Here is a 17,296-nt window from a genome sequence, read left to right on the forward strand (position 1 = left end):
AGAGAATTGTTATAAAAGCAGATGGGAGACTGCTCCTATAAAAGATAGCAGGCGTACTCAGCGGGCTTTATTTCGTTCTTCCATTGACGCAGCGTTAAACTTTAGCTTTTAAATCAATAAGCAGCGCCCCAAACAACGCAAGCACCTGTGACACGAAAAATTCCTGAAGCAGGCAATTCGTCGTAATTCGCCTAAGCTCACGGCCGCGAAATACAGCAAAATGCCCCAATGTTTCGCTTGCATCAGAGGCGGCTGGGGCTTCATCGTCAGAATAATCTCGCCAGTTGCTTTTGGCAAAGCAAGACGCGATCTCCACGAATCAAACACCAGCAGTGTAGCAAAGCCCAACGCCTCCACAGCTCTTGAGCACCTTATACCGAACCTTGGCACCACTCCTCTCTAAAGCGAGAAGTACTCACTGTCGGAGGATGGGTTTGGTCCGAGCCAGGAGTCGCCATCGAGGAAGAACTCCGCCCAGCGCTGGATGAACAGGGCCTGTTCGCGCTTCCAGCGGCGCAGCTTTTCTTCGTTGGCCTCTTCCCTGCCGCGCGAGGTGAACTCGTAGTGATACAGCTCGGCATAGGGCGCAAAGATGGTGCGGTAGCTCGCCTCCCATACGCGCAAGCAAAAGTCTGCGCCGTTAAAACCAACCGCGAATTCCTCGTTATAGCCGCCGACCCGCTCAAATACGTTGCGTCGGACCATCTGGCAGGTGCCCGTCACGGCGCTAAAGTTACCCGGACGCACGGCGCGGGCAAGATAGCCCTTTCGCTTTGCAAAAGGCATCTTTGTGGCCGCAAATTAAAAAACGCAATACCATGCCCATATCGATACGTCATATGCGGTCAGCGCATTCTATTGATGTGGAAACCGGTTCGATTCCTTGATTTAAACCGAAGCCTCTACAGTAATTAAAAGCGCCTCCAACAACACCAGCACCAGAGGCATGCCAACCGAGTCATCATCGACGGTCTCAGAAAACTTCGCAACGGTTACCACGTCAGTCTTCGGCTCGATCGGCTTCTTAACAGCAGCCTCGGTGATATTCGTCTTAGTTGCAACAACCGTGGGCGTTACCATGCCTATAACAGGCTTTGCGTGCCCACGACGCGCTTTCCTAGATGGTTGTCGACCAATCCGCTACAACCAGAGAACGCTGGTTCGAAATCCCAATCGTTCCATCACCTGTATAGAGGGATCGTCGTCAAATCACGTATGCGGAAGAAAATGTCAAAAGTCTTGGTTCTACGACAAAGCTTGATTTAACAAATCGAAAGGGCCGATAAAACGTATGATGAAACCAATCAAGAGCTTCCTGAGACCTTCCAACATTAAGCAAATCGCGAACACAGCTGTTGGAACCAGAAGCACCTGCAACATTCCCAGTCCAACGCCGACACGCGTAAAGGGAAACTGCGAGCTCCAGAGCCAACTTTGGATAGGCCCATAGTCAGAAATAAGATAAGTAGCAAAACATAGTTTCGCGACAGTGTTAACGAAACGGGAGGAAAAATGCGGCATTTTTAAATCGATCAACAAGACAGAGATGGCTATAACTAATGAAAAAATGGACGCCGGTGAACCAAAAAAGCCGTTATACAAATTCGCAAAGGTCGAGCCCAGCAAACCATCAACATGGAATTGACCATAAAACGAGATTGCAACTCCAACAAAAGAAGCAATGCAGCAAGCAACCAAGTGCCTTATATTCACTGTTGACAAATCTACATACCAGCGAATATAGCAAACAAGAACGCAAATAATAATAAAATCCACTAGTAGCCCGTCGATGGGAATCCAAAAGAGCGGCACATAACGCAGGAATCCAAAGGCGAAGACCAGAAAGATTGATAGATAAAGATGTAGTTTCTGGTCCAACGCATGCAAAGCCGGAATTAAAAAGGGCAGTAAAAATACAAGCCAAGCATAGACGGTTACAAACCACCAACTAGAACCAGTAAGAATTGGTGCAAAAATATCTATCAAATTGGTTGGACTTACTTGAATATCGCCGTGAAGCATGAAGAAAAATCCCAGCGCAATACTATAAAAGAGAACCGTGCCTTCGATTGAAGCTATCTGTTTAACAGCTTGTTTAATGGAGTATCCAGCTTTCCCCGCAACAAACCAGATTGTTATGGCAACAAAGCAGCCGACCGCAGTTCTTCCAATTGGATAGAAAAAGATATTGTAGAAAAACCTAGTAAACGAGCTAGGAAATACGGAAACAGAATCAGCGTTGTGAACAACAAAATGATGAGCCATTACCGTCCACATAAGGACAATGCGAAGTAATTCGATACGGGAATCTCGTATTTTTGCCATAATGCCCCCAAGTAAAATCAAAACCTAATTAAGCCTCGACCTAGAAGCGTTCGAGAATCTCCTCGGCATTCTCTCGCAGATAAATATCTAGGTCCGGCAAGGCAAACTGCACGTAGCCTCTCTGTGGCGCCTGAATAACCTCTCTTTGTAGCAATTTAGCCCTAATAGAGCTGATCTCATTGGTCTTTTTACCCATGCGCTTAGCAATCTCGGCTGATTTAGACTGTTGTTTATCCTCGCACATCGCCAAAAGGTATTTGATATCGTTAGGCCCCAGTCCAGAAATCGCGGGCTCGTGAACAACATCGTGAAAACGAGCCTCTGCCAGCGCAATGCCTTCGGTGACGTCGCGCTCGCTCACAATGGCACTTTTGGCACGATGCAAGTTAGCGCGCTGCCAAATGGAATAACCGACCAGTTGCACCAGATAGGCATAGCCCTTAGTGGCCTTAGCGGCTCTCGACAGAAGATTGTCCTCTATGGTCAAACCAGTCGCGACAAAACTATCGCCCATAGAGAGAGCTACCTCCACCCGGTTGATAGGCGCCAGATCTTCGGGGAGGGCACGTCGCAAGAACGTAAGCGCCTTGCCGTTAATAAGATCCATAACGCCGGCGGGTAAGCCGGCAAAGGCAAGTGCGATATCTACTTTTTCCCCTATCAAAAGCTGAACCGTAGACGCAATGGCACGCATATCGTCAATCGGGGCGTCCTGAACTTCATCGATGGCAATAAAAAGGCCCTTGGATGACTTCGCTGCCGAACTCAGCAACTTTCTAAGGCTCGACTCTTTGGGCGCAACGTCGACTTTCGCGGAAACAAAGCCGGCGTTTACGCCGACCGAAGCATTAGTCGCAAGGGAAGAATCAGCAACCTGATCCCTCAAGTCCAGCAATAGATTAGGGCCAGCAGAGACAATAGCGGTCTTCCATCCAAGCTCTCGAGCACGATCCCTAAGATCGCAGAGCAAAACAGTTTTTCCGGAGCCCCTCGGTCCAGCAATGCGCATGAGCCTCGCAGGTGCACCAATTCCCGCATTCAAACTCTCAGTAAACTCAAGGGCAATATCATCACGACCAATTATGCGCGGAGGCTCAGCGCCGGCAGTGGGACGAAACGGGTTATGGAATGCTGTGGCGCTCACTTGTTTGCCTCTCAAGACAATCGATTATCGGTCAATCTTAGCTTTATAAGTTTATCGTAGACTATATCGGATTATATCGTGTTGCATAAGTCTGTATAAACTTATCGCGGAAGTATCGAGCTTTCGTAATTTGTCTTAGTAGGTAGTCCAACGTTGCTTTCTTCCAAGCTCATAGCGAAAGAAAGTTTAGTACTTCCTAAAAACCATTGCTTTAGACCGAGAAGTACTCGCTCTCGGAGGATAGGTTCGGTCCGAGCCACGGATCGCCCGTCAAGAAGAACTCTGGCCAGCGCTGCATGAACAGGGCTTGCTCGCGTTTCCAACGGCGCAGCTTTTCCTCGTTGGCCTCTTCCCTGCCACGCGAGGTGAACTCGTAGTGATACAGCTCGGCATAGGGCGTATAGATGGTGCGGTAGCCCGCCTCCCATACGCGCAGGCAATAGTCTGCGTCGTTAAAGCCAACGGCGAATTCCTCGTTGTAGCCGCCGACGCGCTCAAATACGTCGCGTCGCACCATCTGGCAGGCACCCGTTACGGCGCTAAAGTTGCCCGGGCGCACAGCGCGGGCAAGATAGCCCTCGCGCTTTGCCGAGAAGTCCTGGTTGGCATGGGCAAGTGCGCCACGCACGCCAACCACAATGCCCGCGTGCTGCACCAGATGATCGGCAAAGTAGAGCTTGGCGCCCACCACGCCCGCATCGGGACGCTGCATATAGCCCATCATCTCTTCGATAAAGTAGGGGCTTATGACCTCGGTGTCGTTGTTCAGCAGCAGAAGGTAATCGCCCTTGGCATGCTCCACGCCAAAATTAATGATCTGAGAGTAATTGAACTCGCCCGGCCAGTACACAACGCGCGCGATGCCCTTGCCTTCAGATGCTGCAGCCACGCGCTCTGGCAGGGTTTCGTAATACGCAAACGTCTCCGGGGCTTCGCTGTTGTTCTCCACCAAGACAATCTCGTAATTGGCATACGTGACTCTCTGGGCGATCGACATTACACAGGCGTCGAGCGTCTCAATGTGATCCTTGGTGGGAATCACAATGCTCACCAGCGGCGCAGGCTCCGGCAGCGCATAGCGCATGCGGTAGACAAACGGCGTCTCGGTCTCCTCGACCGTCCCGTGAACGCCCAACGAATCAAAGTGGCGCTGCAGCGCAAGGCGCCCGGCCTCGATGGCATACGGCTTGCTATCGGCAGAACCATCGGCGGTCGATCCCGGAAGCACGCGCCAGTGATACAGCACGTGCGCAACATGTTCAAACCGTGCGCCCGCCGCAAGGCAGCGGAGCGTCAGGTCGTAGTCCTGGGCACCCGCAACATCTTCCGGAGACATGCCAATGCGATCGATAAGTGCCTTCTCCACCATCAGAAAATGCGTCACGCAGTTATGGCTATAGAGCAGGTCGACGTTGAGCCGCGTCTTAAAGACCGGCTGGCCCCACTCCCCCGTTTTCTGGAACATGTCCTCGTCGCAGAACAGGACCTGGGGACGCTCGCCCTCGGCAACCTTGTTCAGCGCGGCAACATAGTGGAATAACGCGTCCGGTTCCAGGATGTCATCGTGGTCCAAGAACGCGATGTAGTCGCCCGTCGCTTGCTCAATACCAGCGTTGGTGTTGAGCACAATGCCGCCGTTGCCGGGAAGCTCGATGCGACGAACGCGCTCGTCGTGAGCGCCTGCCGCAAGGGCGGCCACCGCGTCCCATTCGGGCGAGGCGTCCATAAGGAGCAATTCCCAGTTGTCATAGCTCTGGGCTAGCACCGAGTCCAGCAGCTCGCGCAGGTAGACCCGATCAGTCTTGTAGCACGGCACCACAATGCTCACAAGCGGCCTATAGGCAAAGGCCGCCGAAGCGACACGCTGGCACACCAAATCGGCCGGCTTTGCGCGATGTTGCTCAAACCAACGCCGATAAGCTGCGTCGTCTGCACGCGCATCCTTCATGCGGTTCCAGCTATCGTCGACCATGCCGTTGTACAGGCGACCATCCATAGCGCAAAACCCGCTCTGGATTAGGCCCGTGGGATCAGCCGCAATCGCGACAAAATCCCGTATATCCTGAGGCATCTCTACGCTCAGATACGTTTTATTGACGCGGCATCCGTTCTGCTGCGGCACGTCAACCTGCGATTCAAAAACATGCACGGTAACATCGATGGCGTTCATATGTGTATCGAAGATCTGGAACTCAGGGGTGCACTGGGGGTCTCCCGCCCAGGTAACCTCATAGCGCCACACCGCGCCGGCGTCTGCCGGCAAATAGCGAATGGCATCGATCTCGTAGCGACCGCAGCATTCGCCACGCTGCGCATCGCGGATAAGCGCGCACAGCGCAGGCTTTGCTTTGTAGTTAACCTTGGATTCCAGCTTGGCCACGCGGCTATCGGGGCGAATGGAGCCAAGCTTTTGGCCATCGGACGCAAATGCGACGTCAATCGTAGAGCCGTCCAAAAAGGGAAGCACCAAGACGGCGAGCTCGCGCTCGTAATCGGAAACGGAAGGGCAAAGCGCCAGCACACGGCCATGATCGACCGGGAGCACCAGCGACGGCACACAAGAACCGCTCGTCGTCGCATGGGCAAACGCTTGAGAACCCTCCCGTTCAATAAGCGCGGCGACATCCTGACCGGCAAAACGAAGCAGCACAAACAGACGGCCCTGACTGCGGCAAAGTGCCAAACGCTTGATACTCATCTACACTTCTCGCTTTCCCAGGGCGTTCGCTGCCATACGTTTGCAGGCACCCAGGCGTCCAAACCTCAAGACGTCGTAATCGAACATGAGCTTTTTGCACTCACGGGCATTGGGGGCCTTGCTGGTAAGCGCCGCACGCACCATAGCGGCAACAGAAGGAGCGCATTGTGCGAGCGCAGCATCGCTGCCCACGGCAGAACCGGCAAGCGCCGCGGCAACGGCGGCAAACACCTTGCCGCAGTCCGAACCCAGCAACCTGAGCGCATCGTACAGCACCAGATCGCATAGGAAGTACGCCAGGTCATCGGCATACTGGACATCGAGACCGTCGCGTTGCCAGTCAGCCAGCACCGCGGAGTAAATCTTCACGTGCTCCAGCAGTCGCGTCTCGTCGTCATAGCGCATGGTGTCCATAAGCGAGCCCTTGCGCGCCACGCGGTAGTCATACAGCTTGTTCGAGATAAGCGCGGTCTTACGCGAACGACCGTACACGGCAAAATCGAAGACCTGGTCCTCGCCATACTTAACGGTTTCGTCAAACACGATCCCGTTGCCCAGCAAAAACTCACGCTTGCAGGCGGTGCGCCATGCAAAGGGGCGAGACGCTTCCTTAAACAGCAGGTCAGAGCTATAGCCTTCAAACGACACATCGCGCGGGCTCAGCACATAGTTAAGCCACGGATACCCCGCCTCCAGCGGATACGGATTCGCGCCAAAGGTCAACACGTCGCAATCCTCGCGTTCAAAGGCATCGACGATCACGCGGCATGCATCGGGCGTAAAGCGGTCGTCGGAATCCAAAAAAGCAACAATAGGCGCCGTGGACGCAGCGATACCCGCATTGCGGGCGCTCGACAGGCCGCCGTTGGGCTTATCGACCAGCGTAAAGCGCGCGTCCTTTTCGCAATAGGCAGCCGCAATATCGCGCGAACCGTCCGGCGAGCCATCGTTGACCAGCACGCCTTCCCAATCGGGCATGTCCTGCGCAAGCAGGGAGTCCAGGCACCAGGCCAGGCACTCCTCCACGTTATAGATAGGAACGACAACGGAAATCTTGGGGGTAGCCATAGTCAAGTGCTCCTACTGTGCGACCGGAACGTCATCGGGGTGCGGGTTGTCGCCGTAGGCGCGCTGATACGTCAGCACGCGCCAGACCAGCGGCAGGCCGCCGATCTTAAAGTAGTGTTTAAACGTATTGAGCTTGCCCGGCTTCTTAAAATCAAAGCGCGAATCGATATAGGCGCGGGGCGACTTGACCATCAGTCGCAAGTCGGTCTCGCCACGCGGGTCGAAGAGAGACAGGTCAAAGCGACCGGCATCCCAATCGGCCTTGAGCTCGGGAGATGCCTTCTCCCAAAACTGCTCGCGCAATTCATCGACCAGGCGCTCATCATTCCAACGGTACGTATCGACCTTCATGCGCATTAAAATACCCTGAAGCTGAGCCTTAAGCTCGGGGCGTTCATCCAAAAAGCGCTGCATCTCGGTATATTCGTCGCACACGCAAAACACCTTGTTAGGAGAATTAACGGAGCTCTTCTCGTTATCTTGGCGATAGCACAAAATGGGGTCCGCGATAAACGCAGCACGCTCGGCGCATGCCCAGACCTTAAAGTTAAAACCCGCATCCTGATACGAAGCACCTGGCGTGGGAAGAAACCGAATCTGATTGTCGTTGAGGAACTCGCGCCGGTAGATAGCCGACCAAATGGAAGGTTTGCGGTAGAAGATGCCCGGGCGATCGACGGGGCGATACGCGGCGCCCGTCATATGCTCGTCGATGATCCCAAACAGCTCACGCCGCTCGCTGGGCGTGGACCAATACAGGTAAAAGTCGCCCTTTACCACATCGGCATGCTCGGCATCGGCCTTGGCGACCAGCTTTTGGAGTGAATCCTCAAACATAAAGTCGTCGGACTCAAGGATGCCCACGTACTCGCCGCGCGCCATCTCCAGGCCGCGGTTCATCGAGTCGCCGTAGCCGCTGTTGGCCTTGTCGATCATCTTTACACGGGGGTCGCGCTCCATGTACTCGCGGATGATATCTGGCGAGCTATCGGTGGAGCCGTCGTTGATGCAGATGATCTCGATGTCCTCGAGCGTCTGCGCCACGGCGGAATCGAGGCACTCACGCAGGTAGCGCTCAACATTGCAGATGGGAACAAGAAGCGAAACTTTAGGGGTATCAGAGTTCTGCAAGAGAACCTCCTGTTGAATAGCGTGTAACAGGGTTATTTTAGCAGCCGAGTTGCGGCGGGCGGCAGCGCTTGGAATTAGATAAAACGCTCCAGGCAGGCTTTGAGACCGCGAGTCGAAAGATAGAACAGCGCGGCATCTGCCATCGAAACGCCCGAGGTCGCCGCAACGAGCTTGTGGGCAACACGGCGAACGGCGCCCTTAGCAGGCATATCCGCCCACTCCGTTCCCAAAAACGTCGTGAGGTCCATGTTGACGCGAGCCGCCACGCGATGGAAGTCATCGGCATCCAAGCGCGCCAGGTCGAACACAATGAGGTCCAGGAACCAGGTGATCAGCTCGCCGGGGCACAGGTCCAAAAGACCGTAGGCCGCCCAGCCCTCCAAGACCTCCTCGAGCATTCTCATGTGGGCGTCAAGCTTTTTGGCGCGAGCCTCGGCACTGTTGAACTCGTGCGTCGCCGATTCGCTCTCCATCACGTAGTGGTAGAACTTGTCCGGCATGACGACGGTCTTGCGGGCAAGCGCATAAGCCGCAAATTGGAAGACGACGTCCTCGCCCAAAGCCAAACCGGGGGCGAAGCGAATGCCTTCGCGATTGAGCAGCTCGCGCGAAAAAGCCACGCGGCAGGCATAGGGCTGCGCATTCGAATGGAACAGAAGTTGGGGATCACGGGCGTCGAAGGTACCGGCTTTGGGGCTCATGAGTTGATGGACGCGTTTGGGGGCAGCATCGGCTGGTTCACAGACGCCGCCAAAAACGGCGGCCTCGGCATCTGCAGACTCCATGGCATGCAGTACGCGCTCGACCGTCTGGGCATCGATATAATCGTCGGCGTCCACAAAAAAGACGGTCTCGCCCTCGGCGGCATCGATACCGGCATTTCGAGCACACGAGACACCCGCATTTTCCTGGTCAATCACCAGTACGCGATCGTCGGCCTGCGCGACCTGGCGCAACACGTTCAACGAATCATCAGTCGAACCGTCGTTGACGCAGACAACCTGAATCGAGCGTTCGGACTGAGCCAACAGCGAATCGAGGCATCGCTGAATGGAGCGCGCAGAGTTGTAAACGGGGACGACAATGGTCGCTTTGGGGGTCAAAGTCTCTCCCATGTCGACCTACCCCCTCAGCGATTCGATGAGGAAGGCAGCAACCACGCCTGGGCCTCCAACCGAGGCGTAATACTTAGCACGCCCCAAGGCACCATCCGTCGCAAAACTCGGATGCTCGTCAACCCAGCCCTCAGGATCTTTGAGGATGGCAGCGAGATTTGCGCGCTTCCACGGCTTGAGGTCGTCAAGCGAAAACTCCCCCGCGTCCAAGGCCGCTTGGAACTCCTTGGCCATCTGAACCAGGAACTCCTTATAGAACTTAGGCGCCAAGCGCACGTAGTTCCACATATACGAATCGTACTTAATGAGCTGATTGAACTTGAGCATGCGCGCGACGTCATCACTTGCGTGGTCACGGGCATAATCCTGTCGAATCCAACGCTCGATCTCGGCATACTCGGTATTGACGCAAAAGACCTTAGCCGAAGAATTGACCGAGGAATTCTCGTTGTCCTGGCGATACGACAGCACGGCATCGTGCAGGTAAACAGCCTTATCGGCGCACGCGATCACCTTAAAGGCGAATGACGTGTCCTGAAAGGATGCCCCCGGAGTCGGCAGGAACGTAATGCCGTTGCGCTCAAGAAAATCGCGACGGTACACGGCCGACCAAATCGATGGCTTTTGCTTAAAGAACTGCGTCGTATCGCTCGGATGCACTGGCTTGCCACAATCCTGAGGTCTAAACATCTCGTGCAGCGAACGGCGTTCCTCGGACTTAGACCAGTAGAAATCAAAGTTCGCCTTCGCAAAGTCGGCATTATTGCTATCGGCGGCCGAGACAAGCTTTTCGAGTGCGTCGGACGCCATAAAGTCATCGGACTCCAAGATGCCAACGTACTTGCCACGCGCCATCTCCAGACCGTGGTTCATCGAGTCGCCGTAGCCGCTGTTGGCCTTGTCGATCATCTTGACGCGCCTATCGCGCTCCATATACTCGCGAATAATCGCCGGCGAGTTGTCGGTCGACCCGTCGTTAATGCAGATGATCTCAATATCCTTGAGCGTCTGTGCCAGGGCGGAATCGAGACACTCGCGCAGGTAGCGCTGAACATTGTAAATGGGAATAAGCAGCGACAGAACAGGGCTGCCAGAGACGTTAGTAGACAAATGTGCTCCTTAGGAAATACCTGTCGTTTCATGGTATCAAAGGGTCAGCGCGCCAGCGGGCGTTTATATAATCTATGGAGCCTCTTGCGGGCAAAGCAGCCCCACATCATGCGGCGGGCCCATGGCAGGTTCCTGCGTTTTATTCAAAGCTTGCCGTCAAGGTGCGCCGAGCCTTTACAATAGGACAGTCCCAAGGACGTATTCGATAGCTTCCGCGCAGCGCATGCGCGCCGCGCGTGAAAGGATATATTGCCCCATGCCTTCAACCCTTCCCGCTCCCATCGATAAGCTCGCCATCGTCGTCGTTACGTACAAGCGCCAGGAACTCCTGGCCAACTTGTTCGACTCCATGACCGAGCTCACGGCAACGCCCTGGCGCATCGTGATTGTCGATAACGAGAATTCGCGCGAGACCGAGGCCATGTGCGCCGCATTTAACGAGCGTCTGGCCAACCTGTGGGGTATCGACACCGAGCAGCCCGACGCGCAGGGCGGCACCGACCGTGTCATCTACGCCCCGCAGCTCGAAAACGGCGGCGGTGCGGGCGGCTTCTCCGCTGGCACTAAATGCGCCTACGATCTGGGGGCCCAGTGGTTCTGGGTGATGGACGACGACGTGCTCGTCATCCCCGAAGGCATCGAGCGTCTTGCCAAGTGGACCGACCGCTACGATGTCATCCAGGGTTCGCGCCTGGACTTTGACGGCGGCGCCTTCTTTTGGCAATACCAACTCATCCTTTCGCTCGGCATTCCCAACCCTGTCGCCAAGTGGGACTTGGGACCCGAGGGCTACCGCACCATGAACCAACTGTGCTTTGAGGGCGGCATGTTCTCGCGCCGCGTGGTCAACAAGATTGGCCTGCCCGACGCACGCTTCTTTATCTACGGCGACGATGCCTGCTACGGCTACGTGGCCAGCCAGCACTTCCCCGCCGCCGTGGTTGCCGACGTGGTGCTCAAGCGCGCCCGCGCCGTCTCCAACTGGGACATCGCCGGTAAGCGCCAACTCAACTCCACGAGCGACACCAACCGCTATTACATCATGCGCAACCGCGGCTATCTGGCCCGCTACATGCAGATCTATGGCGACTATCACCCCATGCTGTTCCGTCTGGGCAACGCCGCGACCTTCTGCAAGGAGTTCATTCGTCTGGCCGCCGTTGACAAGTGCTTTAAGACCGGTATTCCGGCGCTGCGCCGTGGCATGAAGGACGCCCGCAAGATCATCAAGGACCCCAACTGGAAGCCCATGCCGCCCCTGAAGGACGCCGAGTAGCAAAGGGCTTTCGCCATCCCCTATAACCGCTGGCACACCACGGACACGCGCTGCCCGTCAAAGCCAAAGCCCCAGCGCATACGCCCGACGGCAGGGCGTGGCACGCGAATATCATCGATGCCGTTGCGCTCGATTTCGAGCAGCGCCTGAACCGCCAACAGTTCCAGGCCCAGGGCATCGACGCCAGGGTCGTACATCATGTTGATCGTTATCAGCGGGCGCTCGTCCAGCATGCCGAGCGTGTCGGCCACGTCAAACACCCGACCGGTGGGAATCACCTGGATATCCCAGCGATCCGAGACGCCACTTCGCTTGGAGCTGGGATTGCAATAGCCGGGCAGTCCAAAGCAGAGCCCCTGAAGCGCCAGATGATAGGCTGTCGGCATATCTGATTGGCCCACATCGATGCCCAGATCGCCGATAGCACAGCTCAAAGCTTGCTTTACAGTGTCCTCGTCTCCTCGACACAGCCCGTCATGGAACGAGTCGATAACTCCAACGTCCTCAACGGCGCACTCAAACCATTCCAGAATTACAAGACGGAGCGCCTGACGCACTTCGTTGTTAGGCAGACGCAGGGAACGAAGGCACGCGCCGTCCTCCGAATGCCCCGTCATGTCCGTCGTAAGAAATCCAGACAGATACAGCGCTGTCCAGATATCTTCGGGCTTGGCAGCATCGGCCTCCTCGGCATGCACATGCACTGGCGCCTCAATAAACCCATGCGGCTCAAGCAAATCGAACAATGCGGACAGGCGCATGAGATTCCAGTCGCCGACGCATGCGCTCAGACGGTCGGCGTAACCATACAGATCTGCCCGAACGGGCGCGACGCAACCGCGATGTGCGTAGTCCACCACGCGCTCCGGGATCGAGCAATAAAAACCACCAAACAGATAGCCCTCGAGCCACTCACGCGCGTCATCCAGACAGCCGTTGCGACCGATGCGATCCAACAGCACCTGGACTTCGTCGTCCGAAAAACCGAACCATCGATCACACCAGCTCGACAGCGGTGTCGCCGACCGATAGGAAACCCCACGTTGGGACAACGCGAACTCGGCAGGACCGGGGCGCTCGCCCATAAGACACGTCAATCGCAACGAGTCGCCGGCGTCGGCAATGGTGTCGAACAACATTCGGCTGAGCGACTCTAGGGAATCCACGCTACCGTCGTCCTTAGCGCCCAAACGCTTTGGACATACCACGTCGTAGTCGTCTATCAGAAGAACAACATGTTCATCGAAAGCTACCTGGAGCAGTTTAATAAGCACGCCAAGCGCCGCATCGATCTCCCTATCGCTGGCCACCCCACGCGCCACCCTCTCGATAAGACGAACCTCACGTCTTGACAGATCAGGCGCGGCAAGCAGCGGCAGCAATCTGGCGCACTCGCGCACGACAGCTCCGCGAATTGCTGCCGCAGCACCAGCGCCATGCCTCGAAGCGGCAGCTGTAAAGTCGAGCATGATGACCGGATAACTCGCGTACTCATCACGATAGCGACCGCCGCCCGCCTGCCAAATCTGGGTACCAGCGAACAGGCTTCGATCCGGCAGCCGGTGATCAGGTCGTTCCAAATAGCACTTGAGCATCGATAGATTCATGCTCTTGCCAAAACCCTTGGGCCGACAGCAAAGCGCAACAGGTGCTTCACTGTCCAATATATCGGCAATAAACATAGTCTTATCGACGAGCAAACACCGATTGATTGCATCGGAAAAGTCGTATGCATCAACCGGTAGAGCTGCGCTATCCGCATGATTGAGCAACCGTGCACCGAACGCATGAGTAAAACCACAATTCACCTGTTCAGACACCGTAAACTCTCCTTCTAACGCAGCACGATGTCCATTGTAGCGAGCGGGTAGAGCGCAACAATATCGACATGCAAACGTTTCGGGCAGCGGTAGCAACAGACCCCCGAGGGGGCATAACAAATCGTTGCACAACAAAAAAGGGGCCCGATGCCGCCGCACCGGACCCCGTCCCAAACTCTTATAGAAAACGATTTGGAAGATTACTCCTCCAAGCCGTCCTCCCCAGAAGCCTTCTTCTGCTGATCGAGCTTATGCTTACCACTTACGATAGACGTAGCGCCCAGTGTGGCCAAGCTTGCACTGGCAAGGCTCGCCATCACAATCAAGTCGCCCGTCTTGGGCATGTTGCCGCCCGAGGACTTGGTAGTTGTAGTCGTCGTGGTCGTGGTGGTCACCGTTTTGGAGTCATTTTGCTCTTGGACCTGGTTGTCAGCACCGCTCTTGTCGTCGTCTTCGGACTGTTTCTTTTCGCCCTCGGCCTTGCTCTTGTCCTTCTCCTCAGATTCAGACTTCTTATCCTCGTCCTTCTTCTGTTCGGACTTGTCGCTCTTCTCCTCAGAGCTAGAACCCTTATCGGATTCGGTCTTCTCGGAAGCCTTGTCCTTGGAGTCGCCCTTTGCGGCTTCGATCTTTTCCGTGGAAACCTGATCAGAGTTGCCCTTGTTCTGGGTCGAGCCGTTATTGACGCCAGCCATCAGCGAAGAGCCCAGCGTAGAACCAAGCTGCTCGGAGAAAGAAGGCTTCTTGTCCGGCGAAGCAACGGGAACGTCCGGCGCCTTATTCGAGTCATCCTTGGAAGCATCGGAACCAGGGGTTGCGTCAGAGCCGGAGCCGTTGTTAGAGCCGGTGCCAACGGACGAATCGCTCGAGCCGGTGGATGAGTTAGAGGTGCCAGCACCGGTCGAACCAGAAGCGTCGCTGTCCGTATTGCCTGCAGAGCTTGAAGACGAATCGCCCGCAGCAGAGCCGTTCGAAACGGAGCCGTTCGAGGTGGAGCCGTCGTTGGTAGTGCCACCAGCAGAGCCATCACCGTCAGCATCGGTCGAGGGCGCATCCATCCTGTCATCGTTAGCATCGTCACGCGAGTCGTCATTCGAATCAGGCGCCGGCGTAGGCTCGGGCTGCACGGGCGTCGCAGCGGCAGCGGCCTCGTCCTCGGCGATATAAACCAAGCAGTCCTTCAGCTCGTTGCGGTAGCGGTTCTTCCAGCCCTCATGATACTGGGGCTGGCTCGAAAACTTGGTGGCAACGTTATCGACCACGCTATTGAAGAGCGCCGTCACAAACTCGCGGTCGGACATATCGTTGGAGAGATTCGCCCAACGGAAGAAGTCCCTGCAGCCACCGGTGCCGCACATGTTGGTAATGCTCCACACCATGCCCTTAACGCAATCGGCACGGCCCGAAATATCAATACCTAGGCCGCTCTTGAGCCACGCCTCGGTCACCGCATAGTACGAGTTGTACGCATAGGCATCTTGCAGAGCCGAAAACTCAGCAGGGTCGGTGTTATAAGCGCCCTGGAAGGCCTCCTGCGCAATACGGCCCAGCTCAGTGAGCTGGGCGTTCTCGTACATGGCATTGCTCGTGTTAGAAATCTCGCTGCCGCGATCAATCGCATCCTTGAGCATGCTGTATTTCTCGGGATTGTAGTTGTAGACCTGCTTCATAAACGGAATGAGCGACCAACGACGGTCGAACTGGTAATAACCCAGCGCGTTATAGCCGTCGCCATACGAAAAGCCCTGGTTATAGTTGCCATGGCTCTCGTACTTGGTAAAGTACTTCATCTCGGGGGTCACGTTAACAAACGAAACGCCCTGGACCGACCTCAGCACGCCCGAGAAGGACTGCTGGGTGTAGAGACCCTTATCGATATCGGTGGCATCCGAGGCAACGCCCGGCGTGGGCTCCTCGGCAGCGGCGGGTGCCGGCACGGAAACGGCGCCAAACGAAAGCGCCAGCGTCAGGCCCGCGACAATCGCAGAATGCTTGGGCTGCATAAGATCCTCCCTGCATTGGTGTAGTTAAAGTGCAGTTTGCAAAGATAGAAATAAGTATTGCAGCTCGCCCGTTGTTGCACAACAACCCCTCGGTAAACGGCAACAACCCTCCGCGAAATCTTAAGGAATTGCGCTCAACCTACAGCTTAATGTCAAAGTTGATCTCTGGGACGGCGGCAAGGTCGGCCAACGACACGCCGTCGACGTACTTTTCGATCACGTCGTCCAGACCGCGCCAGAATTTGACGGTCGAGCAGAGATCGCTGCGAGCGCAGCTGTTGTCGATGCCATCGCACGCCACCGGAGCCGTGCTGCCCTCGACGGCGCGCAGGATGTCGCCGGCACGCACCTCGGCCGGGTCCTTGGCCATCATGTAGCCGCCGCCCTTGCCGCGCACGCTCTTAAGTAGGCCCGCCTTCATGAGCGGACGAACCAGCTGCTCCAGATACTTTTGCGAGATACGCTCGCGGTCGGCGACCTCGCGCAAAGCGATCTTGCCCTCGGCGTCGCCCAGCGCTGCGATATAGATCATCAGTCGGAGGGCATAGCGGCCCTTAGAAGAAATGAGCATACCTACCCTCCCATCGCATCTGGGACAACATAACCAGGTTTGTTTGTCCCAAATCTTAAGTAAGTGGGACAAACACAACAGGTTATTTTGTCCCAGAATTTGAAAAGTCGAGTGGATTAGTCGGGTTTTCCCTTGACTAACGCCGAACCCATAGTAACTTTATTCCGAGAAGATTCCTAGGGTTTAGTACACCTATGAGTACACCATATACAGAGAGGGACAGCATGAGCGCAAATCCGCTGCTTTCCATCGAAGGTCTGACTGCCTCCGTGGACGAGAAGACCATCCTCCACAACGTCAACCTCAACGTCGCCGCCGGCGAGACCCACGTGCTGATGGGCCCCAACGGCGCGGGTAAGTCCACCCTTGGTCACCTGGTCATGGGCGACCCCGTCTACACCGTCAACGACGGCCGCATCATCTTTGACGGCCAGTACATCACCGGGCTCACCACCGACAAGCGCTCGCGTGCCGGCCTGTTCCTGAGCTTTCAGGCCCCGGTCGAGATCCCGGGCGTGCCGCTGTCGAGCTTTTTGCGCGCCAGCATCGCCGGCCGCCCCGGTCTGGAGATGAAGGGCAAGGAGTTCCGCCGCCGCGTCAAGGAGCTCGCGGCCGAGCTCAACATGGATACCGCCTATCTCAACCGCGAGCTGGGCGTGGGCTTCTCGGGCGGCGAGAAGAAGAAGGTCGAGATGCTCCAGCTTCTGCTGCTGCAGCCCAAGCTCGCCATCCTCGACGAGACCGACTCAGGCCTGGACGTCGACGCGCTTTCCACCGTCAGCCACGGCATGGACGCCTACCGCAAGAGCTGCGACGGCTCCATGCTCATCATCACGCACAACACGCGCATCCTGGAGCACTTGGATGTCGACCGCGTCCACGTTATGGTCAAGGGTCATATCGTGCGCGAGGACGACGCCTCGCTCATCCCCTGGATCGACAAGAACGGCTTTGAGACCTTCGAGCGCGAGGCCGCCGAGCAGCGCGCCCAGGCCGAAGCCGCCGCTGCCGGGCAGCAGGCGTAAAGGGGCGACG

15 protein-coding genes are annotated in these 17,296 nt (G+C 56.1%); 2 read left to right on the forward strand and 13 right to left on the reverse strand.

Annotated elements, in window-relative coordinates; all coding sequences use genetic code 11:
• Window positions 1-94: 94 nt before the first annotated feature.
• The 10 genes from DXD24_RS10020 to DXD24_RS05175 all read right to left on the reverse strand — a co-directional run bounded on the left by DXD24_RS10020 (window position 95) and on the right by DXD24_RS05175 (window position 10,591).
• Window positions 95-316 (reverse strand): hypothetical protein, encoded by a 222-nt coding sequence (locus DXD24_RS10020; protein ID WP_147324135.1) that lies wholly within the window; start codon window positions 314-316, stop codon window positions 95-97.
• An 83-nt stretch (window positions 317-399) separates the two neighbouring features.
• Window positions 400-786, reverse strand: coding sequence for a glycosyltransferase family 2 protein (locus DXD24_RS05135; protein WP_117646340.1), 387 nt, complete (start codon window positions 784-786; stop codon window positions 400-402).
• 102 nt (window positions 787-888) lie between these two features.
• On the reverse strand, window positions 889-1,080 hold the full coding sequence (locus tag DXD24_RS05140; protein WP_117563891.1) for a hypothetical protein: 192 nt from the start codon (window positions 1,078-1,080) through the stop codon (window positions 889-891).
• 165 nt (window positions 1,081-1,245) lie between these two features.
• Entirely contained in the window at window positions 1,246-2,325 is a 1,080-nt protein-coding gene (locus tag DXD24_RS05145; protein ID WP_117563892.1) for an acyltransferase family protein, read from the reverse strand.
• Window positions 2,326-2,365: 40 nt separating this feature from the next.
• A complete protein-coding gene (locus tag DXD24_RS05150) occupies window positions 2,366-3,469 on the reverse strand; it encodes an ATP-binding protein (protein WP_233502337.1) in 1,104 nt (367 codons plus the stop codon).
• A 211-nt stretch (window positions 3,470-3,680) separates the two neighbouring features.
• On the reverse strand, window positions 3,681-6,167 hold the full coding sequence (locus tag DXD24_RS05155) for a glycosyltransferase family 2 protein (RefSeq protein ID WP_117563893.1): 2,487 nt from the start codon (window positions 6,165-6,167) through the stop codon (window positions 3,681-3,683).
• Window positions 6,168-7,235, reverse strand: coding sequence for a glycosyltransferase family 2 protein (locus DXD24_RS05160; protein ID WP_117646341.1), 1,068 nt, complete (start codon window positions 7,233-7,235; stop codon window positions 6,168-6,170). It lies immediately after the preceding gene.
• 12 nt (window positions 7,236-7,247) lie between these two features.
• A complete protein-coding gene (locus DXD24_RS05165) occupies window positions 7,248-8,366 on the reverse strand; it encodes a glycosyltransferase family 2 protein (RefSeq protein ID WP_158548912.1) in 1,119 nt (372 codons plus the stop codon).
• Window positions 8,367-8,440: 74 nt separating this feature from the next.
• Window positions 8,441-9,481, reverse strand: coding sequence for a glycosyltransferase (locus DXD24_RS05170; protein ID WP_117563896.1), 1,041 nt, complete (start codon window positions 9,479-9,481; stop codon window positions 8,441-8,443).
• Between the two features lie 6 nt (window positions 9,482-9,487).
• The gene (locus DXD24_RS05175) at window positions 9,488-10,591 is read right to left on the reverse strand and encodes a glycosyltransferase (protein ID WP_117646342.1); all 1,104 of its coding nucleotides are present in this window, start codon (window positions 10,589-10,591) and stop codon (window positions 9,488-9,490) included.
• A gap of 256 nt (window positions 10,592-10,847) precedes the next feature.
• Here DXD24_RS05175 and DXD24_RS05180 point away from each other — a divergent pair, with 256 nt between their 5' ends.
• Window positions 10,848-11,867, forward strand: coding sequence for a glycosyltransferase (locus DXD24_RS05180; RefSeq protein WP_117563898.1), 1,020 nt, complete (start codon window positions 10,848-10,850; stop codon window positions 11,865-11,867).
• A 20-nt stretch (window positions 11,868-11,887) separates the two neighbouring features.
• Here DXD24_RS05180 and DXD24_RS05185 read toward each other — a convergent pair whose 3' ends face one another.
• The 3 genes from DXD24_RS05185 to DXD24_RS05195 all read right to left on the reverse strand — a co-directional run bounded on the left by DXD24_RS05185 (window position 11,888) and on the right by DXD24_RS05195 (window position 16,261).
• Complete coding sequence (locus DXD24_RS05185; protein ID WP_370446239.1) at window positions 11,888-13,846, reverse strand: AAA family ATPase; 1,959 nt, start codon at window positions 13,844-13,846, stop codon at window positions 11,888-11,890.
• Window positions 13,847-13,887: 41 nt separating this feature from the next.
• Window positions 13,888-15,690 (reverse strand): hypothetical protein, encoded by a 1,803-nt coding sequence (locus DXD24_RS10090; protein ID WP_158548913.1) that lies wholly within the window; start codon window positions 15,688-15,690, stop codon window positions 13,888-13,890.
• Between the two features lie 139 nt (window positions 15,691-15,829).
• The gene (locus tag DXD24_RS05195; protein WP_117563901.1) at window positions 15,830-16,261 is read right to left on the reverse strand and encodes an Rrf2 family transcriptional regulator; all 432 of its coding nucleotides are present in this window, start codon (window positions 16,259-16,261) and stop codon (window positions 15,830-15,832) included.
• Between the two features lie 224 nt (window positions 16,262-16,485).
• Here DXD24_RS05195 and sufC point away from each other — a divergent pair, with 224 nt between their 5' ends.
• The gene (gene sufC, locus DXD24_RS05200) at window positions 16,486-17,286 is read left to right on the forward strand and encodes a Fe-S cluster assembly ATPase SufC (protein WP_117563902.1); all 801 of its coding nucleotides are present in this window, start codon (window positions 16,486-16,488) and stop codon (window positions 17,284-17,286) included.
• Window positions 17,287-17,296: the final 10 nt, after the last annotated feature.

The sequence above is a fragment of the Collinsella sp. TF12-2AT genome, assembly GCF_003436735.1.
Lineage (GTDB): Bacteria > Actinomycetota > Coriobacteriia > Coriobacteriales > Coriobacteriaceae > Collinsella.

Coding starts and splice junctions, on each gene's coding strand:
- DXD24_RS05135 (WP_117646340.1), bottom strand. CDS start 786: ATGCCTTTTGCAAAGCGAAAGGGCTATCTTGCCCGCGCCGTGCGTCCG.
- DXD24_RS05140 (WP_117563891.1), bottom strand. CDS start 1,080: ATGGTAACGCCCACGGTTGTTGCAACTAAGACGAATATCACCGAGGCT.
- DXD24_RS05145 (WP_117563892.1), bottom strand. CDS start 2,325: ATGGCAAAAATACGAGATTCCCGTATCGAATTACTTCGCATTGTCCTT.
- DXD24_RS05155 (WP_117563893.1), bottom strand. CDS start 6,167: ATGAGTATCAAGCGTTTGGCACTTTGCCGCAGTCAGGGCCGTCTGTTT.
- DXD24_RS05160 (WP_117646341.1), bottom strand. CDS start 7,235: ATGGCTACCCCCAAGATTTCCGTTGTCGTTCCTATCTATAACGTGGAG.
- DXD24_RS05170 (WP_117563896.1), bottom strand. CDS start 9,481: ATGGGAGAGACTTTGACCCCCAAAGCGACCATTGTCGTCCCCGTTTAC.
- DXD24_RS05180 (WP_117563898.1), top strand. CDS start 10,848: ATGCCTTCAACCCTTCCCGCTCCCATCGATAAGCTCGCCATCGTCGTC.
- DXD24_RS10090 (WP_158548913.1), bottom strand. CDS start 15,690: ATGCAGCCCAAGCATTCTGCGATTGTCGCGGGCCTGACGCTGGCGCTT.
- DXD24_RS05195 (WP_117563901.1), bottom strand. CDS start 16,261: ATGCTCATTTCTTCTAAGGGCCGCTATGCCCTCCGACTGATGATCTAT.
- sufC (WP_117563902.1), top strand. CDS start 16,486: ATGAGCGCAAATCCGCTGCTTTCCATCGAAGGTCTGACTGCCTCCGTG.